The following is a 24157-nucleotide window of genomic DNA, read 5'->3' as shown; positions in this document are numbered from 1 at the left end:
GCAAAAAAGTTTGCTCCGCCTAAAAGCATGACGGAGTCTTATTTACCTTTGTTCTCTCTCTTTTTCTTTGTCCGGAGTTGATTACGCTCGCGGATGGGTCTTGGCATAAATATCTTTGATACGTGTACGTGTAACGTGGGTGTAAATCTGGGTCGTGGAAATATCAGCATGACCTAGCATTTCCTGTACGGAACGCAAGTCAGCACCATTTTCCAGCAGATGGGTAGCAAAGGAATGACGCAGCGTATGTGGCGTGATCTCTGCGCGAATGTTGGCTTTGAGCGCATACCGCTTGATGATCTTCCAAAATCCTTGCCGCGTGATTTGTTTGCCCAAATGATTTAGGAACAACGCTGTATCGCCTGTACCTTTTACCAGCTTGGGTCTACCCGCTGACAAATAGTGTCTTACCATCTGTACGGCGACTGATCCCAAGGGAATAATCCGCTCCTTGGAGCCCTTCCCCATGCATTTGACAAACCCCATGTCTAGATTTACGTCAGCTGCATCCAGATTGACCAGCTCAGAGACACGAATCCCTGTCGCATACAACAGCTCCAGCATGGCTTTATCACGCAGCCCAGCAGGATTGTGAACGGAGGGACTTTCCAGCAGCCTCTCCACTTCTTCAATCGAAAGCACCTTTGGCAGTCGCTTCTCGATTTTCGGGGTTTCTAGGTGTATCGATGGGTCTTTGTCTATGTATTTGTCCCGAACGAGAAACTGATAAAATGCCCTGATCGATGCCATGTTGCGAGAAAGCGTAGCTGTCGCTCTACCTTTTTCCCGGAGTACGAGCAGGTAGCCGATAATTTGTGTGCGCGTTGAATCTTCCACGCGCGTGATGCCTTGGTCCTGCAAATACGTAGTATAGGCCACCATATCCCGCTGATATGATTCTAGAGTATTTCTCGATAGCCCTTTCTCTACAGCCAGAAAATGGATGAATTGATCAATCAGACTGTCCATGAAGCTGTCCCCTTCAGGTGATAAGTATCCTGTATTGCTTTCCACATGGATGGCGAAACTCCTGCTTAGCTCGCAAAAAAATGATCAGCAGGCATAGTTGAGCCAATTACTCTCCTGTCACGTAAAAAAGCTGCAGACGCGTCAAATATCCGTCCAGATCTTGTGTCTCGGGAGAATTCACCAGTTTCACGACTTTTACTGCATTCCCGCGAGGCTCATCATAGGGATTGGAAGGGAGCAGCTTGTCGGACAGAAGCGTAATGATCCCGTATGAGAGTAGGGTGCACGTCACAAAGAGAAGCAGAAAGCGCAGCGCCTCCATCATGCGGCGGTACGGAATCCGCATTCCTATCCCTCCTATTTCTGTGAAAGTCGAGACGTTTTTCATAAACGTGGATGTGACCGCTCGCGGTCGAACAAAACGGTCAAGACCGTTTTGTTTCCCTCCCATTATATGCACTTGTCCCCTACTCCATTCGGCACTACAAAGGCATGTCTGCCAGTACATCATCCAAGGGAGTAAAGGAGAGCTGCAGCGACTTGGCCACCGCTTCGTAGACGATATATCCATGGATGACATTCACGCCGCGAGCCAGCGCCCGGTTTTGCGTGATGGCAGCCCGATAGCCTTTGTTTGCCAAGAGCAAGCCATACGGTAGCGTCACGTTGGACAGTGCAATCGTCGACGTACGTGGTACAGCCCCTGGCATATTGGCTACGGAATAATGAACCACTCCATGCTTCACATATGTCGGATCACTATGCGTCGAGATGCGATCGACTGTCTCAATGGAGCCCCCCTGATCGATCGCCACGTCGACAATGACAGATCCAGGAGACATGGATTTCACCATCTCTTCTGTCACGAGTCGCGGCGCACGCGCTCCTGGAATGAGCACCGCTCCAATAAGGAGATCGGCATGCTTTACTGCTTCTGCCAAATTGTAATGATTGGACATCAAAGTATGCAGACGGCCTTGGAACTGATCATCCAGCTCCCGGAGTCGATTTGCGTTGACATCGAGTATCGTCACATCTGCGCCGAGCCCTATTGCCATTTTTGCCGCGTTGGTGCCAACGATACCACCACCGACGATGGCGACCTTGCCCGGAGGAACACCTGGTACACCTCCTAGCAAAATGCCTTTGCCCCCATGCGGTTTCTCTAAAAATTGTGCACCGATCTGCACGGACATCCGCCCCGCCACCTCACTCATCGGCATCAGGAGCGGCAAAGCACGATCATCAGTCTGGATCGTCTCATACGCGATGGCGACCACTTTTTTCGCAATAAGCTGTTCCGTCAATTCTTTCTCAGGTGCTAGGTGCAAGTACGTGAACAAGATTTGATTTTCGCGAAAATAAGGATATTCGGCTGGTAATGGCTCTTTGACCTTACAGATCATCTCTGCATTCTGCCACACGTCACTCGCCTTTTCGAAAATCTCAGCTCCTGCTGCTAAGTAATCTTCATCTCCAAATCCTGATCCTGCACCTGCCTGCGCCTCGACAAGCACGCGATGACCCGCTTGTTTATAAGAACTCACACCTGCTGGAGTCAATCCAACACGATTTTCATTGTTTTTCATTTCCTTTGGTACCCCAATAATCATCTGCAAACCCACCTCCTGTCTCTTACTACCTTTTTATGATGCCACACGAAATCGATGACCATTACAATCTAGATAAATCGGTGAGATTAGCAAAACTTGGCTACGCCTAGCTTTTTGGAGGAGCCTTAGTTGCGCTTATACTTTCAACCTTTATCGCATTAATGAACTCTAACTTTAAGAAAGTAAAAAGAAAAAAACTTCTCCGTTACCAGAGAAGTTTTTCTTATTTGAAGTCTTCCACGTTGACTTTATCGATGCAGCGACTGCAAATTCCGTAAAAGGTCAAGCGGTGATCGGTAATGTAAAAGTTGTAAACATTCTTGACTTTTTCCTCTGCCGTTACAAGCAGGTCTTCGAATATTTCATCGACGGAGCCGCAGTTCAGGCAAATCAGGTGATGGTGATGATAAGCTGCATTGTCATCACGCAAATCGTACCGAGCCACACCATCGCCAAAGTTCATTTTGTGAAGGATCTTCAGCTCACTCAACAGCTCTAATGTCCTGTATACAGTTGCAAGCCCGATTTCCGGAGCTTTATCCTTTACCAGGAGATACACATCTTCCGCGCTCAGATGGTCTTCTTCATTTTCCAACAAGACGCGAACAGTGGCTTCACGCTGTGGTGTCAACTTGTAGTTCTGTGAATGCAATTGCTGCTTGATTTTCTCTAACTTTTCTTCCAACATTAATGCCCCTCCCCGCTCGCATGAAACCTGTTCCTATTATAGTAGAGGGTCCTTGAATAAGTCAAATGCAGAAGTTCTTACATGAGAATTATTATTAATTAAGCACCAGCTGCATGAGTCTGGGCGATACGAAAGTCTCAAACAGCGCAGCCAGCGTCAACACGGCGAGCATACACACGACAAGCACTGTATAGCCAACAAAATGGGGAAGGATGACATCGCGTTTGCTGACCAATCTCGTTTTGATTAATCGCAAGGAGAACGAAATTCCGCTCACGCCTATGATAAACATGGCAGGTACCACCAATAGATTTTGCGGAAGTACACCTAACAATGCAAATGTAACCCCATTCCATTGCAGCTGGTTCACCAAAAAGCCGACCGTGAAGCCAACGACCACACCTTTTAAGAAAAGCATCAGCAAAATCATAGGCAGGCCGATGATGGACAAGCCTAATACCCACATGATAGCTACTGTTTTGGCGTAGTGTCCAAATGCCTCCTGAAAATGGGTGTTCGTCTCAGGGATGCCTTGCGAAGACAAACTGTTAAAAAAATATTGGAGGAAGCCATACAGCTCCTGCTTTTGCGAAAGAGGCAAGGAATTGACAAGTACGGCTCCAAAAATAATGCCCATGGTAAACAAAACAATCGTGAACCAATAAAGCGACTGATGATCTTTCGCATACGATTGGATAGTTTGTCCGACTCGTGATCGCACGTTACGTCGCCTCCCGCTTCACTGATTACTGTACAGCTTATGCGGGGAAGGTTGACGCTATGACTGCTCACTCTCGGACAATCTTACCGTAAGTTCCTGCTGCTCCAGCTTGAACCGACAGCGTGCCAGATCTCGCCTTTTCAATCAGGTCAGCAATTTTTTCTCCGGTGACATTAGCCAACTCGTCGCGTTCCACCCTGTGCAACACGTTCATTTGCGTGCCAAAAGTGTCATACAGCTTCTGCAGTAGCTTGGGGCCTATTCCCGGAATAAAATCGAGTGGAACCTGTTCGACATAAGGCGGACGATGTGATGGATGCAGACCATATGGCGAGTCAGCCAGCTGTTCAATTCTTGCAGCTACCCCTCGAACGACACGTTTATGCCCACATTCCGGGCATCTACCTGACGCATCTGTGGGTACTAATGATTGGCAGTCCTGACAAGCCGTCAGATGATACTTCCCCAGCTCTGGCTGCAAACCGTAATTGACTGCCACTCCTCTACCCTCTACTCTGCGGATGGCTTTCTCCCACTCGGCGTAGCTACGCTCTCGCATACACATCGATTGGTACTCACGGCCTATCTTTCCGAGGGAATGTGCATCTGAATTGGTAAGAAAAGTCTTGTTATGAAGCTCTGACAAACAGTCGGCCATCGCCGTGTTTGCACTCAAGCCCAGCTCAACAGCCAAAATCATGGATGGATCCATCACTTCTGCCATCGAGTCTGTACAGCTTCCATAGAGACCTTTGTGCGGCGTGAAAATATGGGCAGGGATGATCAACCCACCTAGCTCGGCCACACATGCTTGCAGTTCATGTAGGCTAGCTCGAATCCGCTGTGAACTGAGTTGAACATTTTTGCATCTGCTAGATAGCCATTGGGTGAAAGACTGCATGTCCCGCAATCGCGGCATGTAAACGAGAAAGTGTGCTTCGCCCCTGTCAGCTTCCTTGATTTCCACCTCAGAGCCGAGAATGAGCATCGTTTCCTTGTAGGTGATTCCCCCATCCTCGTGTTCCGCAGCGGATCCACTTTCCAGCAGATCTATGAGTTCCTCCTGGACTTCCGGTGAATGGGCATCGATAATCCCTATCACATCCATGCCTTTCCTTTCAGAGGCTTCCTCCAGAATCCGAGTCAAAGTCATCTGACGCGACGCCGTTATTTTCACCGGCTTCCCACTGCGCGTCCCTCCAATATGGATGTGCATATCACAAAAGTACTCCGTTAGTACGGTCTCAACCACGGGATCGAAGCACCCGGTTTTCCCATGCAAAAAGCGCGACTACGGTCTTCGCATCCCGAATCTCTCCTGTATGATGCAATTCCTTCGCTTCTTCAAGTGTCAATTCCAGCACATCCACAAACTCGTCTTCATCAGGTCTGCTTTCCCCCTTGGTCAAACCGGTCGCAACGTACACGTGGAGAATTTCATCGGCGAAGCCAGGAGAGGTGTAAAAAGAACTAAGCAACTCCATATGTTTCGCCGCATACCCCGTCTCCTCTTCCAGCTCACGAATAGCGCATGCGAGGGGCTCTTCACCTGGCTCAAGCTTGCCAGCAGGGATTTCCACAATCGTGCGTTCCAAAGGTTTGCGAAATTGGCGAACGGCAATCATTTTTCCATCGTCTGTCAAAGGCATCACAGCGACGGCCCCTTGGTGATTCACAATCTCCCTTTTTGCGGTATTTCCATTAGGAAGCAGTACCTCATCTACTTTTACCTTTATGATCCGTCCATCATAAATCGATTGGCTCGAAATCGTTTTTTCATATAAGTGCTCGTACTTCCTCATAAAAAAACCTCCCTTTTCCAATTCCATCGTTCTAAATGCTCCAGATGCACCATAAGTTGGGACCATGAAGCTTGTCCACACTAATTGTAGCGGAGGAGATCACAGATGAAAACCTATGTGAGTGAAAAGCAATTACGTATGGTAGGAAAAGCTTGGGAAATCAAGGCTGCTCTCCGTTCCTGGTCCAAAAAAGATCTAACCCTGCAAGCGTATCTAGAGAGGAGAAGCAATGCGGGTCGTCACTGAACGCTTTAGCCAAATCTACTCGCCAACCGCTAAGCTGATCGGCAGCCAACACGGCCGTCTGAAAAGGTACCGGATCTTCCTGCCAGCTTCTTCCCATCGTGGTAAAGGCTGAGCCATATTCTTTTTCCATGCTCGCGATCCTGTTCATATTCGCTACCATTCCCCTGATAATCACATGCTTATCCAGCTTTTGAAGAGCTACCATCTGTTGCTCCAAAATCGTGTCGTACTGATTTCCCACCTGTGGCATTGAGAGCACAACCGGGCGTAGGGCAAAGCGGCTCAAAATTGCGGTGGTGTGATGGCTCATGCCGTAATGACGTCTACGAGGGTCTGCAAAGCTAATCCGGGGGATTAATAGCGGAAATCCACCTAGTGCGGATACTGCATGGATGACTTCGGCGAGTTGGATCCCGGAAAAGGCATAAGGAGTCCCTGTCCCAGCTACCCCCGGCCCGAGCATACATATGATGATGTCGGCATTTTCTACGTGGCGTGCTGCCAAAAGGCCACTATGAATGGTGACGGCCTCATAATCACCACCCCATGCGTGTCCAGTCGTGATCGTCGCCGCTAAGAAGCCTGCTTTTTGTAGCTGATGGACATGCCCACTCAAGGAGATAGGCAAGGATGCACCATCGGGCATGACATAGACAATTTTTGTTTGTGGATCATTCTGTTTTAATGTCAAGACTGTCGCAGGCAACAGGCTGTGCAATTCACTGATCACGACAGGTGTTCCTTCCAACGATAAATCATGCCGAACAAACAGATCGTGATGCGGACTCGCTTGTTCTTCTACCGCATCTATCGCTAATTGCCAAGGGGAGTAACGCATCTTCATCACGTGTCCCCAGCTGGTCGGCAACAGATCTTGCTCAGTCATCTGTTCAGCTTTGCCTACAACCAGGTGATAGCCGCCTGTACCCAGCTTGAGTCGCACTGCCGTTGTATTCATGATCAGTTTCTCTCCGATTGAATACTCCTCGTGCGCTATTGAAATGGCCCGCTCTCGATTGCCCGTCTCCTCAATCAAAACCTCCAGAAGCTGCATTCCCATTCGCTTTTCCACCACTTGCAATACCGTCCCCATTGCCAGGCAAAGCATGGACCTACCTCCCTTCCGTCGAGTACTCTTTCTCAGTGTATGACTGGCATAGCTTGGCTCAATCATTTCATTTAAAAAAGCCGAGACTCCTGAGGGAATCCCGGCTTTAGGTACGCTCTTATTCTTGAACTGCTGCAACAACAGCGAGAACCAACTCTGCCGCTTTGTTCAGTTCTTCAATTGGCATACGCTCGCTCTTGGTATGGATCTCTTCATAGCCAATTGCGAAGTTTACGCTTGGAATGTTGTAGCCATTGAACACGTTTCCGTCGCTTCCGCCACCGCTAGCTACCAGCTCAGGATTGCGCTCTACGCGTTTTACTGCATTGATCGCTTTTTGTACGACTGGTGTCTCTTCGTTGAATTTGTAGCCGTGGTACATAAAGATCACATCGTTCTCGACAGTTGCACCGTATTCAGCAGCTGCTTCTTCGAAAGCGGTAGTCATCTTCTTCACTTGTGCTTCCAGCTTGTCCATCACCAAGCTGCGAGCTTCTGACCATACTTCCACATAGTCGGTAACGATGTTGTAAGCTTTTCCGCCTTCAAAACGGCCGATGTTGGCAGTTGTATCCGCGTCGATACGTCCGAGTGGCATACGGGAGATTGCTTTACTAGCGACAGAAATTGCACTGATTCCGTCTTCTGGATTCACACCAGCATGCGCCGCTTTTCCATGAATTTTAGTAACGATGCGGTATTGCCCAGCACCTGCTACGGTGATTTTACCTACAGGACCCTCAGAGTCGAGGATAAAGCCCATTTCTGCTTTCAACAGGCTAGAATCCATCGCACGGGAACCCACCAGGCCGGATTCCTCACCAACTGTCAGGACTACCTGAATGGTTGGATGTGGCAGATTCTGTTCCTTCATCGTCCGGATACCTTCAAAAATAGCAGCGATACCAGCTTTGTCGTCTGCACCCAAAATCGTGGTGCCATCGGAGTAAACATAGCCATCGCGAATTTGTGGCTTGATGCCATTACCAGGTACTACCGTGTCCATATGGCTGCTGAATAGAATAGCTGGACCGTTACCTGTACCCTCCAGTGTTGCGATCAGGTTGTTCCCGCCGTGACCTGTTTTGGCAGCAGCATCATCTTCCTGAACAGCAAAGCCCATTTCAATCAGTTTTTCTTTCAGCACTTTGTTTACCTGTGCTTCATTTTTGGTTTCGCTGTCAATCTGCACGAGTTCCAAAAACTCGTTTAGCAAACGTTCCTGATTAATCACCCACGTAACCTCCCAAATCAAAGCCCGATTTTGGTACATATTCACAAGTTCCAGTATACCGCAAAAAATTTTTTTCTACCATGAAAAGGTCACAAACATACTCGTCTGTAAGTTCACTCTTCGTGATCTGCTGTTTTTGGATATTGGCATAATTCGTATAAAACGCCATTGGCTGCTTTTGGATGCAAGAAACCTATCTGCGCATGGTGAGCTCCATCTTTCGGTTTCTCATTGATCAATGGTACACCCTTTTCTTTCAGTGTCGTGAGGCGCACCTCCACATCGTCCACATCGAGAGCAATATGATGAATTCCTTCACCCTTTTTTTCTATGAATGTAGCGATCGGACTAGCTTCCGAAAGTGGTTCCAACAGTTCGATACGACTTTCTCCGATCCCCAAAAACGCTACCTTTACTTGCTCACTCGCTACTTCTTCTGTACCCAGAAGGGTTAATCCCAACTGCTCGGTATAGAACGGAAGGACTTGATCCAGGCTTTTGACGGCAATGCCAATGTGCGCAATTTTATTCGGTGCTTTCATTGTACTCATCCTTTTCTATGGAATCAGATATCCAAAACTGCCTAGTGCTCTACTGTTTCGGATCCTCTGTGGACAACGATGTTGCTACACCTTGTACGATTAGGTAAAATCAAGATAGATGATTCATACGAGAGTGGATATTCTACCTGTTATCTCTCTACCAATTTTAGCATACCCTCTCACAACCATGCCGCCCTTTTCCTTTGGCGAAGCATTTTCACTTATAGAAAGGAGGATCATCGAGATGAAGCAATCCTTAGTGGCCAAAATTCTCATTGGCATTATCGTCCTCTCCCTGGTTATCCCAACGTTTTTCTATTATCTATAGGGTTCGATCAATTTGAAATTAACAAACCCCCTTACCGTAACGGAAGGGGGTTTTGATTTTAACGATATACGTATACGCTAGACGTTTTTGCATCCCAGCCGACTTTATAGCCGAGGTTATCTGTTACGAAGCGAACCGGAATCATTGGCATGCCATCTTTCAGAACGACTGGCGATGGAAGCGTAACTTCCTGGTTGCCTACACGCGCTTTGTTGGAACCAACTGTGAATTTCAATACTTTGGTACCACTGATGATCGCAACGGATTGGTTGTTCCATTGCGTGGTCAATGCCAATGCTTCTTTGAAGAATTGAGCAGGAACCATCGTTGTATTACCACCAGCCATGTAAGGAGCTACCTGAAGCGGATAGTTTTTACCGTGCAGAGTAAATGTCTTTGCATTTACTTTAAACAGTGCTGCGTTGGTAGGTACATTCGCAGCTGGCTGCGTAGATGGTGCAGTTGGTGTAGTAGGTTTGGTAGGTGTGGTTGGCGCTGGCATTCCTACGCCTACCGCACGAGCAAACTGCAGCCCTTTTTCTTCCGAAGTAAACACGCTGATGCTGTATGCGTTTTTCACACCAGGGTTTACGATGTTCGCTGCCGCATTGATCGCCACGTTGGCTGCACTAGCTGCCGGGATATCTTGCCCTGGATACACTAGAACGTTTTGACCACGAACCGCTACGTAGTTCGCAGCAACACCATTGACGCTGATGTTGGCTGGTGCGATGTAAGCTGGTACACGGTAGCCAGCTGGGAACACCAACTCGATAAAGTCACGTTGCTTCGCGAGTCCTACACCCAGACCTTTGATCGCTACATTCACACCTGTTGCTTGGTTGAGCGCTGTGTTCGTCAATGTAATCGTAGCCGTGCTATTGTTCACTCCTGGAGTTGGTGTAGGAGTCGTTGGTGATGTCGGCGTTGTTGGCGTGGTCGGATTTACAGTTGACCCACCGATCGAGAACGACTTGGAAGTGATCGTTTTGTTTGCTACGGTCGCTTTCAAATTATAAGAACCAGCTGTTTTCGGGTTGGTAATCCACGCTGTATAGGCCACGACAACTTTTACGCTGCTATCCGCACTGAAATTGCTCGGAGTCGTGATGTACACTTTGTTGCCCACTGCTCCCACTTTTTTCGGTGTTTTGCCATTGACGGTGAAATCAGATGTGCTCAAAATCATAGGCACCATGTCAGAGGATGGGAACTCGATGACCAGATCGGAATCAGCCTTCAGGTCTTTTCCAAAATCGGTCTCAAACGTGTAGCTGGAGCGAGCACCTGCTGCTGGATCCGACAGGTTTACCGTATAATCACCGGAAACTGTGCTTGAGCTTGAGCTGGATCCGGATTTGGTGATTTCGAACGATTCCGACTCGTATGTAGTTCCGTCATATTTCACTTCGAAAGTGTAATCGTCAGCGGTATCTGGGTTGCTGATACCCGCTCCTTTTAGGAACTCCAGATTGATGTAGTCATTGCCGTCTGCTCCACTTGGAACTTTGATGAGTACTTCATCACCGTCAACTGACACAGACTTAGCAACCTTACCGTTGACTTTCACATCTTCCTTGTCGATGCTTTTCGGTAGCATATCTTCATCCGGGAAAATGACGGTGATGGTTTCGCCTGTTTGCAGCTCATCTTTACCATCGAGATCGAAGTCTCCCAGTTCGATGGAAACTTTTTCACCAGCTTTTTCGCTGCTCAAGTCAACGTTGAAGTCATCTTTAGAGCTGCTGTTGCTTTTTTTGCCGTCTTCTTTGATTTTGACGTCGTCTGGTTCATAGCTTTCATTCGTTGTTTTTACTGATACTTCGTATGTATCTTCATCATCTGGATTCGTAATGCCATCCGTGATGGTAAAAGACACGTCTTCCTCGTCGTCGATATCCTCATCGACTTTAATTTCAATCACGTTCCCACTTACTTTTACACTCTTGATGTCGAAATCCGCATCAATGGCGTCTTCGTCGATATTTTTGTCTACATCGAATTCTTTATCAAATTTGACATAAATGGTATCTCCAGAATCAATCGGCTCTTCAGTGGTAAATTCAATCTCATACTCACTATCTTCCCCAGCCGTATTGTCATCAGCAGTTACGGTCACACCTGTCAAAGCATGTGCCTTCTGTGGCACTGCAACCAAAGGGGTAGCTGCCAGTGCAGATGCGAGCACAATCGGCAGTGCTTTTTTACTCTTCTCCATGTTTTTCCTCCCATATTTGCCTAAAATCAGGAAATGTGTCTCTAGCAGATCGCTATCAGTTTACCATAAATGAATAACGTAGGAAATCTATTCTAAGGAAAATGATAGACTCCTTGCTTACATTTGCTAAGACGCAACAATTCGCCGAAAAGTTACATCTGTTGCTGCCTATAAATAAATTATTTTTGACTGTCATATTTGCAAAATAGGCGCAGAAAAACCAGACCTGTGAGAGCGTCTGGTTTGCGCTTTAATACAGTTTGGTATCCGGTCCGATATTCTCGAGCTTTTGCTTGACGCTTTGCAGGAAGCGCCCGCAGATCAATCCATCAAGAACACGATGATCCAACGACATGCACAGATTGACCATAGAACGAATGGCAATCATGTCGTTGATGACGACTGGACGTTTTACGATGGACTCAACACTCAGGATGGCAGCCTGTGGTGAGTTGATGATTGGTTGAGACTGAATGGAACCGAAAGACCCTGTATTGTTGACGGTAAAGGTTCCTCCTGTCATGTCATCCATCGTCAGCTTACCCGCACGAGTGCGCGCTGCCAGATCATCTACCGACTTGGCGATACCCAGGATCGATTTTTGATCGGCATCCTTGATCACTGGTACGTACAAGGCATCTTCAGTCGCTACTGCGATCGAGATGTTGATATTTTTCTTGACGATGATCTTGTCGCCTGCCCAAGTGGCATTGATCATCGGGTATTCTTTGAGCGATTCTACGACTGCCTTGATGAAGAACGGCAGGAACGTGAGATTGAGACCTTCTTTGCGAGCAAAGTCACCTTTCGCCTGATTGCGGAAATTCACGAGATTAGTCACATCGACTTCGACCATCGTCCATGCGTGAGGTGCCTCGTGCTTACTTTGCACCATACGGTTGGCGATCGTGCGACGAATCGGCGTAACCGGGATGATCTCATCGCCAGTAGCTACTGGAATATCCACTGGAGCTGCAGGCGTTGGCGCAGGTGTGCCACTGACAGGTGCAGTCGTAGCAGGTACAGTAGCGGCTGCTTGCTGATCTACTACAGGTTGATCCGCCTGTGCAGTCTCTACAGGTTTTTGGCCGCCTGCATCAATAATCGCTTGCACATCTTTTCTCGTTACGCGTCCACCTGCGCCAGTCCCTACTACGCGAGCGAGGTCAATCCCATGCTCTTGGGACAGCACGACTACTGCTGGAGAATAACGCTGTTTCGTACCGCTCTCTACAGCCTTTGCTGCCACCACCGGGGAAGCGGCCTGTTTTTGAACGGGCGCAGGTTGCTCTGTGGAAGCAGCAGCAACCACTGGAGCGGCTGGAGATGCCTGAGCTTCCCCAGCTGCACCACTTTCTTCTATATAAAGAATCAACGTGCCTATCGCGACTGTTTCGCCTTCCTGTACCACGATTTCCGTGACACGACCGGACACGGTGGATGGTACTTCGGCGTTGACCTTATCGGTCGTTACTTCAGCCAGCGAATCGTACTTCTTTACGGTGTCTCCCACATTGACAAGCCATTTGCTAATGGTGCCCTCGGTCACGCTCTCTCCGAGCTGGGGCATAAGTACTTTCGTTGCCATGATCGTTGGTCCTCCTCGCCTTAAAAGTTGGCCAGTTCCCGCATTGCTTCCAATACCTTATCCGGGTTCAGCATAAAGAATTTTTCCATCGGCGGGCTGTACGGCATAGCCGGTACATCAGGACCACACAGACGTTTGATCGGCGCATCGAGATCGAACAAGCATTGCTCAGCGATAACAGCTGCTACTTCTCCGCCGACGCCGCCTTCCTTGTTGTCTTCATGCACAATCAGAACTTTCCCTGTTTTGGACGCCGCTTCTGCAATTGCCTCTTTGTCTAGTGGATACAAGGTGCGAAGATCAAGCACATGCGCACTGATACCCTCTTGCGCCAGCTTTTCAGCCGCTTGAAGGCAGAAATGCAAGGCCAATCCGTACGAAATCACAGTGATATCTGTTCCTTCGCGCTTTACGTCTGCCTTTCCGATCGGCAGGACGTAATCATGATCAGGAACTTCTCCTTTGATCAAGCGATAGCAACGTTTGTGCTCGAAGAACAGTACGGGATCTTCGTCACGAATCGCTGCTTTGAGCAAGCCTTTTGCGTCATACGGTGTGGATGGTGCCACAACCTTCAGACCTGGTATGTTGGTAAACATCGCTTCTACCGACTGTGAGTGATAGAGTGCACCGTGCACTCCACCCCCGAATGGCGCACGAATGGTGATCGGGCAATTCCAGTCGTTATTGGAACGGTAACGCATTTTCGCAGCTTCACTGACGATCTGGTTGACTGCCGGCATGATAAAGTCAGCAAACTGGATCTCTGCGATCGGACGCATGCCATAAGCTGCTGCCCCAATCCCTACACCGACGATCGCTGATTCAGCCAGTGGTGTATCAATCACGCGTTCCTCGCCAAACTCTTCAATCAAACCCACGGTGGCACGGAAAACACCGCCACGTACGCCGACGTCTTCCCCGAGGACAAATACATTGGGATCACGACGCATCTCTTCACGCATCGCCATCGTAATCGCATCAATAAACGAAATGACCGCCATCTGGATTCCCCTCCTTATTCCCCGTATACGTGTGTCATTGTGGATTCTGGTGTCGGATATGGTGCGTTTTCTGCATATTCGGTCGCCTCATCCACTTCCAGCTGCACACGAGCCAGCATGTCTTGTTCCGTGTTTTCATCCAGCAAGCCAATTTCTCGCAAATACGCCGCAAAAACGATCAACGGATCTTTTTTCTTGGCTTCTTCTACTTCTTCACGTGTCCGATAGACACGGTCGTCATCGTCACTGGAGTGTGGAACCAGACGGTACATCACCGCTTCGATCAAGGTAGGACCTGCGCCGCTCCGCGCACGTTCCACTGCTTCCTTGGTGACACGGTATACTTCGATCGGATCGTTTCCATCCACACTGACTCCTGGGAAACCATATCCAATCGCACGGTCTGCTACACTCTCACAAGCCAGCTGCTTTTTCAGTGGAACGGAAATCGCGTATTTGTTGTTTTCACAGAAGAAGATGACCGGCAGCTTGTGTACACCTGCGAAGTTGGCACCTTCGTGGAAGTCACCTTGGTTGCTGGAGCCTTCACCAAAAGAAGTGTAGACCACAAAATCCTTCTGCTGCATTCTTCCTGCCAAAGCCATGCCCACTGCGTGAGGAACCTGAGTCGTCACCGGGCTGGAGCCAGTCAAAATGTTATATTTTTTTCCACCAAAGTGACCGGGCATTTGCCGCCCGCCACTGTTTGGATCTTCTGCTTTTGCAAATGCGGACAGCATGCAATCACGAGCTGTCTGTCCGAATACGAGCACCAATCCGAGGTCACGATAGTACGGGCACAAGTAATCTCTACCTGTTTCCATGGCAAAAGCCGCTCCGACTTGAGCTGCCTCCTGCCCTTGGCAAGAAATAACGAACGGTACCTTACCCGCCCGATTCAACAGCCATTGGCGCTCGTCAATTTTACGGGCCAACAGCATGTAATAGTACATGTCAAGTACTTGCGCGTCCGTCAAACCTACTTGTTCATGCCGCTTGGTTGTCATCGTCGGTTACCCTCCTCGCTAATTGTGAATCGCTTTTCCATCGACCGCCAGAGCTGCTTCCATCAGTGCTTCTGACAGCGTCGGGTGTGGATGGATCGTCGTTCCGATCTCCCATGGAGTCGCATCCAGCACACGTGCGAGACCTGCTTCTGAAATCATGTCTGTCACGTGCGGTCCAATCATGTGAACGCCGAGCAAGTCATTTGTCTTGGCATCTACGACAACTTTGACAAAGCCGTCGTTTTCACCGTGAATCAATGCTTTGCCCAGCGGTTTGAAGCTGAACTTACCTACCTTCACTTCAAAGCCTTGATCCTTCGCTTCTTTTTCCGTCAAGCCGACGTTAGCCACTTCTGGGCGACTATAGGTGCATTTTGGAACTTTCGTGTAGTCCATGGGATGAGGATGCCCGCCCGCCATGTGCTCCACCGCCAAAATTCCTTCATGGGATGCCACGTGCGCGAGCTGCAGCCCGCCGATGACATCTCCGATGGCGTAGATGTGAGACTCCGCTGTCTGAAAGTGTTCATTGACGACCACTACACCACGCTCGACCTTGATTTCTGTAGCTTCCAATCCAAGGTTTTCTACGTTTGCTTGTCGTCCAACGGAAACGAGTACTTTTTGTGCCTCAAAGGATTGCACGCCGCCAGCCGTCTCTGCCTGAATCATGACACGCCCTTCTCCTTTTTCCAGAGATTCGGGCAATACTTTGGCAGACGTGACGATGTTGACTTTTCTCTTTTTCAAAAGACGTGCCATCTCTTTGCTCACTTCTTCATCTTCCATCGGCAAGATGCGATCCGCGTACTCAACTACCGTGACTTCCACACCAAAATCGTTCAGCATAGAGGCCCACTCAATGCCAATCACGCCACCACCTACGATGACGACGGACTCTGGCAGCTGCTCCCATTGCAGCGCTTCGTCACTAGTCACAACATATGAACCATCGATGACCAGCCCTGGTAACGTGCGCGGGCGGGATCCCGTTGCAAGCAAAAGAAAGCGAGGAACGATCATCTCCTGATCTCCGTTTTTTTTCTCAATGCGAACAGCGCCTGCTTGCGGCGAAAAGATGGACGGACCCATCACTCGGCCAAAGCCTTCAAAAATCGTGATGCTACCTTTTTTCATCAAGTACTGAATTCCTTTGTGCAGTTGCTCGATGATTCCTTCCTTGCGCTCCTGGATCTTGGCAAAATCGTAGCCAACCTCGCCAGCAAACACTCCGTACTTGTCACTTTCCTTGAGTGTGGCAAATACCTCGGCGCTGCGCAAAAGTGCTTTGGAAGGAATACAGCCACGATGCAAGCAGGTACCGCCGAGCTTTTCTTTTTCGACGATCGCTACTTTCATTCCGAGCTGGGAGCCGCGTATCGCTGCTACGTACCCTCCAGTGCCTCCGCCCAAAACGACCAGATCAAACTCTTGAGACATAATCGGATCTCTCCTTTCATTAAAAAAGCCGCTGCAGGTCCCTCTATGAACGTGTGGGCTCTCCCACGTTTTTTTAGCGAATACGAATATTCAAAGAACGAATCATATGTACCCCCCGACCGCGATTCCAGAGGAGTGCGGTCAGAGGAAGCTACTGATTAGAGAAAATTAGCGATGGTAAACAGTCTTGCCGTTTTGCAGAAAAGTATTACGCGATTTGGCAACGCTGGCAATCCGTTCTTCTGCCATGCGGTCTGCTGCCTGATAGGAAGCCATTCCGTCACGCTCTGCGATCTCGAATACTTTTACGATATTGTCATAGATCGTCTCGACCTTTTTCAGTGCGCGCTCGCGGTTGTAGCCTTGTAGTTCGTCAGCTACGTTGATAACGCCACCCGCATTGATGACATAGTCTGGTGCGTAGATGATACCCATTCCATGGATCTGGTCACCGTGTCTGTCTTCTTTCAGCTGGTTGTTTGCAGCACCCGCGATCACTTTTGCCTTAAACAGTGGGATCGTGTCGTCATTGATGATGGCACCCAACGCGCAAGGAGAGAAGATATCACAATCTACGCCGAAGATTTCATTTACGCCAACTGCTTTGGCGCCAAAATCATTCACCGCGCGATTCACGTTTTCTTCGTTAATGTCGGTGACGATCAGGTGTGCACCCTCTTCATGCAGGTGGCGGCAAAGATTGTAAGCCACATTTCCTACACCTTGTACAGCTACTACACGTCCTGTAAGATCGTCATTTCCGTAAGCAAGCTTGGCTGCTGCTTTCATACCGCGATATACACCGTATGCAGTCACAGGGGATGGATTACCGCTGGATCCAAACGCAGGGGATACCCCTGTCACATAATCCGTTTCCAAGTGGATCATATCCATATCAGCAACTGTTGTTCCTACGTCTTCCGCTGTGATGTAACGGCCATTCAAGCCTTGGATGTAACGGCCAAACGCACGGAACAGCTCTTCACTCTTGTGCTGACGTGGATCGCCGATGATAACGGCTTTTCCTCCACCGATATTCAGTCCAGCTGCTGCGTTTTTGTAAGTCATACCACGTCCGAGGCGCAGTACGTCAATGATTGCTTCTTCTTCTGTTTTGTACGGCCACATCCGTGTACCACCGAGTGCCGGACCAATTGTCGTATCATGAATGCATATAATGGCTTTCAAACCGGAATTTTCGTCCTGACAAAATACCAATTGCTCGTAATCGTACTTTTGCATGTAGTCAAAGATGTTCACTGAAGAGACCTCCCTAGTATCAATCGTTGTTCGCATGGTTGCTCCTAGATGTTGAACATGGGCTCCATCTGGATTATTCCCCCGTCATGAGCTTAATGCAAAAGTCGTGCCAATCACTGCACTTGTTTTGAAAGCGCTTTATTTAGCTGGTTATGGATCGTTTTGTCCATCGTTAAGCATGCAATTTCTTGCATGCTTGCGCAAAAGGATGCATGCAAAAAATTGCACATACGTCCAATTAGCTATGATCTTCCATCATCCCTAGCTTCTCCAGCTTGTAGTAAAGACTGCGAATAGAGATGTCCAAGCGTTTTGCTGCCAAGGTCCGATTACCACCAGCCGCCGAGAGCTCCTGCAATATATGCTGGCGTTCGGCTTCTTCTACGGCTTCCTTCAAGGTTTTACCCGTGGAACTCGTGCTGGTCCGTGTATCGGTCCCTGTTGCAGCGAGCCTGCGATCCAAGGGTGGCAAATACTCTGGCAAGATGATGCGTTCATTTATCCGCATATGGATCATCGCTCTACCCAGCACATTTTCCAGCTCCCGTACGTTTCCTGGCCAATGATAGGAAAGCAGAAGCTGCAGTGCCTGCTCGTCAATTTCTTCGACGTTTCGCCCATATTCCAGGTTGTACTTCCGTAAGAGGTGCATCGATAACGGTTTGATATCCTCCAAACGCTGTCTGAGCGGAGGAATTTGAATGGGAACGACATGGAGGCGGTAGTACAGGTCCTCACGAAACTTCCCAGCGCTGATCGCAGATTCCAAATTCACATGTGTCGCAGTGATGACTCGCACATCGATCGCGATCGGTTTGGTACCGCCGACACGAACGACTTCCCGTTCTTGCAAGACACGAAGAAGCATGACTTGCATGCTCATAGAAAGCTCACCAATTTCGTCCAAAAAGATAGTACCGCCGCTCGCTTCTTCAAAGAGTCCACGCTTGCCTCCCCTGCGGGCCCCGGTAAACGCTCCTTCTTCGTAGCCAAAAAGCTCGCTCTCCAGCAAGCTCTCCGAAATAGCAGCGCAATTGACGCGGATAAACTGATTGTATTTGCGTTCGCTCGCATTGTGGATCGCGTGGGCAAACAGTTCCTTCCCTGTACCCGACTCTCCCCTCAGCAAAACTGTCGCCGGTGTCAAAGCTGCTTTTTGGGCTTGCTCAATCGCCGCACGCATAGGCTCGCTATACCCAATAATGTCTGCAAAGCTATATTTCGCCTCCAGCGTGCGAATAATGCGGCGTGCTTTTTCCAGCTCTTCGGTCAAGCGCTTGAACTCGGACACATCGTGAATGACTCCGACGCTCCCCTTTAGTTCACCATCAACCATGACCGGCGCTACATTTACGACGACGTCCTTCCGTTTAGGTCCGAGCTTCATTGGCACACCGCGGACAGGCTTCTTCGTTTTTAATACTTGCATATGCATGCTTTCGCCTTCGGAAATATCAACGGTGGCAGGCTTTCCGATAATGTCGTCGGGGGATAGACCTGTGAGCCTCGTATATGCAGGATTGATCAACAAGCCGTTCCCGTTCTTGTCTACCACCGAAATCGCTTCATCCGATGAGTCGATGATGGCTTGAAGCATGCTTTGCAGCTCTTTTAAATCCGTTACTTCTTCCGCGAGTGCCATAATTTCAGTTATGTCCCGAAAGATCGCGACAGCACCTACTACTTCTCCCCGCTCATTTCGCACGGGGACGCGGTTTGTAATAATACGTGTCTGATTGGGCAATATCTGCTCTTGATTCAATTCTGGAGAGCCTGTCTCTAATACGATATGTAACCGAGTGTTGGGTATACGTTCCGTTACTTTTGTATCCAACACTTCGCTTGCTTCGATGCCCATCAAACGCTCTGCTGCCTTGTTAAACAGTGTGATGATCCCTTGCCGATTCACTCCGATGATCGCATCATGCGTGGAATCAAGCATCGTTTCTCTTTCCCGTCCGCTTTGCATCATGACAGCGATCAGCTTGTCTCTTTCTCGTATCAGCTTCATCACGATGCGGGTAAAAGTACCCGGGATAAGCACAGTCTTGTCCTGCTTGAGATGGCGCAGATGCTTGTACTCACCCAAATCCCCAGTCGCTTCCAGGATGACGTCGAGATCGACATTCAGATAAGGGCGGTAATCGATATCCGTCTTAATACCAAAGGAGCGTGCCAGCTCGAGACCTGGGGCGTCAGGTCGATGGTCGACGACGGCAACGATCTCGATGCGTTCCATTTGATTCAACATACGCAGGAGTGCAGTTCCACCACGTCCGGCACCAACGATGAGCAGCTTGTGCATGTGTGCCCCCTCACTTTTAACAATCATACTCGTTACCATTGTACTCCAATGGTTCAGGGTTGGACAGGCGTAGTTGCCTAGCGTGCGCTCGCTCGTGTGCAGGTCACTTATGGACAAGCTGGATTGCATTCGCTATGATGAATGGGATGAGATAGAAAGGTGTGAAACACCCTTGATCGTTCAGAAAGTGATCGCACTTCTGATCATGGTGATTCCGGCTGCAATCGCCATGTACGGAATCAAACTGATCCGAGATGCGTTCTTTTATTCCGTTTCCTCTGAAGTTGGCTTTTTATGGGGAAAGCTCATTATGGGCGTTCTGTGCTTTGCCATCCCCGTTCTGTTTATCGCTGGGTTCATTTTGCACCATGAACGAAAAAAAAATCGGGTACAACCACGCTTCATGATCCCGGAGCCAGACGAAGACGAGTAGACCAGGCAGGATGTCAGCCTGGTTCTTCTATTCGAGCTCTGCTGATCTACCCCATCTGTCGATGCGCTCCAACCAACGGAACCGTTCAATTAGCGCGGTTATAGAAATGAATTCGGCTAAAATGTGCAAACCGATGAACAGGAGCAAAATAACCGCCTGCGCGATCACTGGTGTTCCGAGAACGAACAGATATCCCACACAAAATCCTAGCGCATTGGCTCCCGTATCTCCCAGCATGATACGCCCTCCGGCATCGTGACGGAAAAACAAGCACGTCGACATCATAACAGGTAGCTGCCAGATTCCGTGCCTGTAACTGCTCTCCAATCCTTGTGAGTAATATCCGATTACCATGGCTATGACCAAGAGCAGCCAAAACACTTTCATAGCACGCGCCGGACGTAAATCAAATAAATTGAGTACATTCGGTGAGATCGCCAACAAACTCGCCGCAATGATCCACGTCCACAAAGAGGCAGGCCCCAGCGCCAGTGCTATGACGACTGCGGTACTACCTCCTCCCCACACTTTCCACATGCCACTGGTCATTCTTCCCTCCCTCCACAGCGTCCCAAAATGACCGCGAAAGCCTTTGGTCTGCTGATCTGTGACGCAATCGTCCTGCCATCCCCAAAAAGCAACAGCAATCATGCCCGCCCCGAGTAGAATCCCTTCCTTCCACGCGGAAATCTCTTTCGTCATTGCTCCAACATAGACAAGCATCCCGAGCAAAGCCAGGATAGAGGAACTGACGAGCATAACTCCTCCCGCCGTCATGACTTCGATCCCACGGTAGTTAACCCGATGCATCCCGCGTTCGCGCAATTTATTCAGGACAAATGAAAGAAGAGAACGATGCACCAACACGGGGATTCCCAGCCCGATCGCTGATGCTACAAGCCATTGCGACTCCATCTGTGTCCCTCCCACCATTTGCGACAAAGCGTTCGGCTGATCGCAACGAATTCTTTCCCCCTATGGCAATATCCGGACCAATCATTTCCGGTCTCTCGGTGTGAAAACAATACGGGAACTTCCATCACGCGATACCCTGCCCGCAGTGCATCGACAGTCAACCCTACCTCTACCCCAAAGCCTTTGTCGAGCTTGCCCATCTGCTGCAAAATTTCGCGACGCATTGCTCGCTGTCCAGATAACGGAGCTGCGGTCTCAAACCCTGTCAGCATTCGGATTCCGTGGTGCGCCAGTCCTTTTGCCAAACCCATCCCTGCTTTTGTCCGAGGTGGAGGCAGCACAGCCACCGCCATATCACACGCTCCATCCAGGACTGGGGAAAGTAAATGAGCTGCCTCCGCTGCACTTTCGCGAAGATCTCCATCGAGGAGCATCACGACGTCACCTTTTGCGAGCTGCCAGCCTGTCTGCAAAGCAGTTCCCTTCCCACGATTCACAGGAAATTGAACGACGAGATCCGCCCATTTTTTCGCCAGTTCACCCGTCCCGTCTACACTGCCATCATCTACAACGATCAACTCCTGACAGAAAAATCGTTCCCGGATGGCACGAAGTGTAGCACCAATTGCATCAACTTCATTGTAGGCTGGAATGACCACGCTAACTTTTTTCATGTTCCAACCTCATTTCGGTCAACAATTTTTGTACTTTGTCCAGTAGCGCCCACTGTTTTGCAGGTGAGTCAGGCACTTGTTCGATCCGCAGCCAGCGACGCGGTGCAGGCAATCCTGATACCCACTCTGGCTCCTCATGGGCAAACACAAGAAGTAGACCATTTTCTACCGTAGCACCTTCCTGATAAGGCAGTACATCGACTCCTACGGATTGTAGTAGCTGTTTGATAGGTGCCAGCTTTAGATCGGGCTGGTTCCAGACAAACACCTTACTGCCTGACAAATCGTGAGAATAACGCATCGCCATGAGGTGAATGACTTCTTCATTGCTGCGCTCCACTTCCATGAGCAAACGGTTCATCTGTTGCTTGAGCTCATTATTGCTTTTTAGAGCTCGATCGTATTTGGCCTCCATCTTCGCGAGGACTTCCTGCTCTCCCACTGTAAACCAGGAATGCCCAGCCATTCCTCCAAGAAGAATCCCAACACCCAATGCAAAGAAGACAGCCGTGAGTGATAGCAGGTGATATCGAAAGTGAATCATACAGCCGCCTCCTAAAATGCCCAAATGCGCCATTGTGTCCAGAGCATTTGCGCAGCGTGACGGGCTACCGGATTGATCACGAGTGCTGCTCCGATGGGTGTCAGCATGGCTGCCAAGCACCACCCCCATAGTTTCCACGACCACCTCGGCTGATAAAGCTGATTGACTCCCTTGGCATCGATCAACTTCGTCCCGATCTTGGTTCGGACCAAAAGCGTGCTCGCCATTCCTTTGCGCCCTTTTTCTAGAAAATCGATCATATTCGTATGCGTTCCGATCGTTACGATCAGCTGTGCGTTCTCCTCGTAAGCCAAGAGCATCGCCACATCTTCACTTGTACCCGGTGCCGGCAGCAAGTGATAGGACACCCCTAGGTGATTCATTCGAACTTGTCCGGGCGCACGACCATTCGCAAATGCATGAACAACAATCTCCGCTCCGCATTGCAGGGCTTTGTCGGAAACACTGTCCATGTCTCCCACAATCAAATCTGGGATGTACCCGGCATGCATCAATGCATCTGCACCGCCATCCACCCCAATCAACACCGGGCGATACTCACGTATGTAAGCATGAAGCGTCTGCAGATCCTCCCGGTAATGCTTCCCGCGGACGACTACCACGACATGCCGATTATCCATTTTCGTGCGCAATGATAGTGGATACAACGGCTTTAGGAAAAGATCCTTTTCCCGACTAGCATACTGAAGAGTATTGTCGATAAAGCGAGAGAGCGTCTCATCAAGCGAGTCATTTGCCTCCTGCCACTTCGCTTGAATATATTCCGCCGTAACGATCTGCAAAGGAATGAGTTGTTTGTCTCCCTGCTTGGTGTATACTGTCAACTGATTGTCTTCAATCGACGCCAGGCAACCATTTAGTCGTTCTATGAATTGTGCATCATACAGGTTGGCAGGTACTTCATACAGGCTAATTCCGTCCATCAAAAGTCTGCGAGCTCCTTCTGCCGGATAATGTCCCGTCATGTAGGAAGACAAGTTGATGACGACCTGTACACCCGCTTCCAGCAAAGATCTGGCGGCCATTTCATCGACATCTGCATGATCAATGAGTGCGATGTGGTCGGAGTGGAGTTTTTTGCACAGTTGTTTGGTCTTGCGATCCGCCATGATGACTGCTGTACACGAAAAGACATCAGGTTTTTTTCGCTTGATCACCTGTTCCACCTCCGCCATTAGTATGCTAAAAATTTCCTCGCGACATGCGCCAGAATACGAAAAAGAGGCTGCGTAAAGTACGCAACCTCTCTTCAGACACTCAAGTTACATATGTACTACGCTGCCGCTTTCGTTGCGTAGTAAATGATCAGACCATCGGCAAAAAGGAATACCACCAAGGATACGACGCCAAAGCCGATAGCAAACTTGTTTTTCGCTTTAAATGAACTGATACAGCCCCAAGCGATGAAGAAGGTGAAAATAAACATGAGGAAATCAAACAAAATCACTTTCATAAGTACGACAACTCCTTTACCAAGATGACACGAACCGGAATACA

23 protein-coding genes and 1 pseudogene are annotated in these 24157 nt (G+C 49.1%); 2 read left to right on the top strand and 22 right to left on the bottom strand.

Going from position 1 to position 24157, the window contains the following annotated elements:
- Positions 1–81: 81 nt before the first annotated feature.
- From xerD to AN963_RS05430, 7 genes are all read right to left on the bottom strand, one after another.
- The gene (gene xerD, locus AN963_RS05460) at positions 82–969 is read right to left on the bottom strand and encodes a site-specific tyrosine recombinase XerD (protein ID WP_055743514.1); all 888 of its coding nucleotides are present in this window, start codon (positions 967–969) and stop codon (positions 82–84) included.
- Between the two features lie 106 nt (positions 970–1075).
- Positions 1076–1315 (bottom strand): YqzK family protein, encoded by a 240-nt coding sequence (locus tag AN963_RS05455; RefSeq protein ID WP_055743513.1) that lies wholly within the window; start codon positions 1313–1315, stop codon positions 1076–1078.
- Between the two features lie 136 nt (positions 1316–1451).
- Positions 1452–2582, bottom strand: a complete 1131-nt coding sequence (gene ald, locus AN963_RS05450) for an alanine dehydrogenase (RefSeq protein ID WP_055743512.1) — start codon at positions 2580–2582, stop codon at positions 1452–1454.
- A 223-nt stretch (positions 2583–2805) separates the two neighbouring features.
- Entirely contained in the window at positions 2806–3270 is a 465-nt protein-coding gene (gene fur / locus AN963_RS05445; RefSeq protein ID WP_055743511.1) for a ferric iron uptake transcriptional regulator, read from the bottom strand.
- 94 nt (positions 3271–3364) lie between these two features.
- Positions 3365–3991 (bottom strand): stage II sporulation protein M, encoded by a 627-nt coding sequence (gene spoIIM / locus AN963_RS05440; RefSeq protein WP_055743510.1) that lies wholly within the window; start codon positions 3989–3991, stop codon positions 3365–3367.
- A gap of 67 nt (positions 3992–4058) precedes the next feature.
- The gene (locus AN963_RS05435; RefSeq protein WP_055743509.1) at positions 4059–5207 is read right to left on the bottom strand and encodes an endonuclease Q family protein; all 1149 of its coding nucleotides are present in this window, start codon (positions 5205–5207) and stop codon (positions 4059–4061) included.
- 28 nt (positions 5208–5235) lie between these two features.
- Positions 5236–5793: an NUDIX domain-containing protein gene (locus AN963_RS05430; protein WP_055744460.1), complete on the bottom strand. Its 558-nt coding sequence runs from the start codon at positions 5791–5793 to the stop codon at positions 5236–5238.
- Between the two features lie 105 nt (positions 5794–5898).
- Between AN963_RS05430 and AN963_RS32440 the strand changes: the two are divergent.
- A pseudogene (locus tag AN963_RS32440) lies at positions 5899–5946 on the top strand (hypothetical protein); the annotation flags it as partial.
- Between the two features lie 7 nt (positions 5947–5953).
- On the opposite strand, the gene AN963_RS05425 reads toward AN963_RS32440, so the two are convergent.
- From AN963_RS05425 to AN963_RS05380, 10 genes are all read right to left on the bottom strand, one after another.
- Entirely contained in the window at positions 5954–7147 is a 1194-nt protein-coding gene (locus AN963_RS05425; protein ID WP_055743508.1) for a DUF3866 family protein, read from the bottom strand.
- Positions 7148–7265: 118 nt separating this feature from the next.
- Entirely contained in the window at positions 7266–8420 is a 1155-nt protein-coding gene (locus tag AN963_RS05420) for a M20/M25/M40 family metallo-hydrolase (protein WP_083496790.1), read from the bottom strand.
- A gap of 74 nt (positions 8421–8494) precedes the next feature.
- Positions 8495–8923: a methylmalonyl-CoA epimerase gene (mce, locus tag AN963_RS05415; protein ID WP_055743506.1), complete on the bottom strand. Its 429-nt coding sequence runs from the start codon at positions 8921–8923 to the stop codon at positions 8495–8497.
- Positions 8924–9309: 386 nt separating this feature from the next.
- Positions 9310–11469, bottom strand: coding sequence for a copper amine oxidase N-terminal domain-containing protein (locus tag AN963_RS05410; RefSeq protein WP_055743505.1), 2160 nt, complete (start codon positions 11467–11469; stop codon positions 9310–9312).
- Positions 11470–11719: 250 nt separating this feature from the next.
- Positions 11720–13057: a dihydrolipoamide acetyltransferase family protein gene (locus tag AN963_RS05405; RefSeq protein WP_055743504.1), complete on the bottom strand. Its 1338-nt coding sequence runs from the start codon at positions 13055–13057 to the stop codon at positions 11720–11722.
- 20 nt (positions 13058–13077) lie between these two features.
- Complete coding sequence (locus AN963_RS05400; protein WP_055743503.1) at positions 13078–14061, bottom strand: alpha-ketoacid dehydrogenase subunit beta; 984 nt, start codon at positions 14059–14061, stop codon at positions 13078–13080.
- Positions 14062–14075: 14 nt separating this feature from the next.
- Positions 14076–15068 (bottom strand): thiamine pyrophosphate-dependent dehydrogenase E1 component subunit alpha, encoded by a 993-nt coding sequence (locus AN963_RS05395; protein ID WP_055743502.1) that lies wholly within the window; start codon positions 15066–15068, stop codon positions 14076–14078.
- An 18-nt stretch (positions 15069–15086) separates the two neighbouring features.
- Positions 15087–16508, bottom strand: coding sequence for a dihydrolipoyl dehydrogenase (gene lpdA, locus AN963_RS05390; RefSeq protein WP_055743501.1), 1422 nt, complete (start codon positions 16506–16508; stop codon positions 15087–15089).
- Positions 16509–16676: 168 nt separating this feature from the next.
- The gene (locus AN963_RS05385) at positions 16677–17768 is read right to left on the bottom strand and encodes a Glu/Leu/Phe/Val dehydrogenase dimerization domain-containing protein (RefSeq protein ID WP_055743500.1); all 1092 of its coding nucleotides are present in this window, start codon (positions 17766–17768) and stop codon (positions 16677–16679) included.
- A gap of 238 nt (positions 17769–18006) precedes the next feature.
- A complete protein-coding gene (locus AN963_RS05380; protein WP_055743499.1) occupies positions 18007–20073 on the bottom strand; it encodes a sigma 54-interacting transcriptional regulator in 2067 nt (688 codons plus the stop codon).
- A 172-nt stretch (positions 20074–20245) separates the two neighbouring features.
- Between AN963_RS05380 and AN963_RS05375 the strand changes: the two genes are divergently transcribed.
- Positions 20246–20506, top strand: a complete 261-nt coding sequence (locus tag AN963_RS05375) for a DUF2627 domain-containing protein (protein WP_055744459.1) — start codon at positions 20246–20248, stop codon at positions 20504–20506.
- A gap of 27 nt (positions 20507–20533) precedes the next feature.
- On the opposite strand, the gene AN963_RS05370 is transcribed toward AN963_RS05375, so the two are convergent.
- The 5 genes from AN963_RS05370 to AN963_RS05350 all read right to left on the bottom strand — a co-directional run bounded on the left by AN963_RS05370 (position 20534) and on the right by AN963_RS05350 (position 24113).
- Positions 20534–21421, bottom strand: coding sequence for a hypothetical protein (locus tag AN963_RS05370; protein WP_055743498.1), 888 nt, complete (start codon positions 21419–21421; stop codon positions 20534–20536).
- The gene (locus AN963_RS05365; protein WP_055743497.1) at positions 21400–22095 is read right to left on the bottom strand and encodes a glycosyltransferase family 2 protein; all 696 of its coding nucleotides are present in this window, start codon (positions 22093–22095) and stop codon (positions 21400–21402) included. The genes AN963_RS05370 and AN963_RS05365 overlap by 22 nt, the downstream gene beginning before the upstream one ends.
- Positions 22082–22639, bottom strand: a complete 558-nt coding sequence (locus AN963_RS05360) for a copper transporter (RefSeq protein ID WP_055743496.1) — start codon at positions 22637–22639, stop codon at positions 22082–22084. The genes AN963_RS05365 and AN963_RS05360 overlap by 14 nt, the downstream gene beginning before the upstream one ends.
- 11 nt (positions 22640–22650) lie before the next feature.
- A complete protein-coding gene (gene steA, locus AN963_RS05355) occupies positions 22651–23835 on the bottom strand; it encodes a putative cytokinetic ring protein SteA (RefSeq protein ID WP_152985604.1) in 1185 nt (394 codons plus the stop codon).
- A gap of 98 nt (positions 23836–23933) precedes the next feature.
- Complete coding sequence (locus AN963_RS05350) at positions 23934–24113, bottom strand: DUF2759 family protein (RefSeq protein WP_055743495.1); 180 nt, start codon at positions 24111–24113, stop codon at positions 23934–23936.
- Between the last annotated feature and the right edge of the window lie 44 nt (positions 24114–24157).

This window comes from Brevibacillus choshinensis (genome assembly GCF_001420695.1).
Classification (GTDB): domain Bacteria; phylum Bacillota; class Bacilli; order Brevibacillales; family Brevibacillaceae; genus Brevibacillus; species Brevibacillus choshinensis.
The sequence above is the reverse complement of the archived record's forward strand: the minus strand, read 5'-3'. Positions and strand labels throughout refer to the sequence as shown.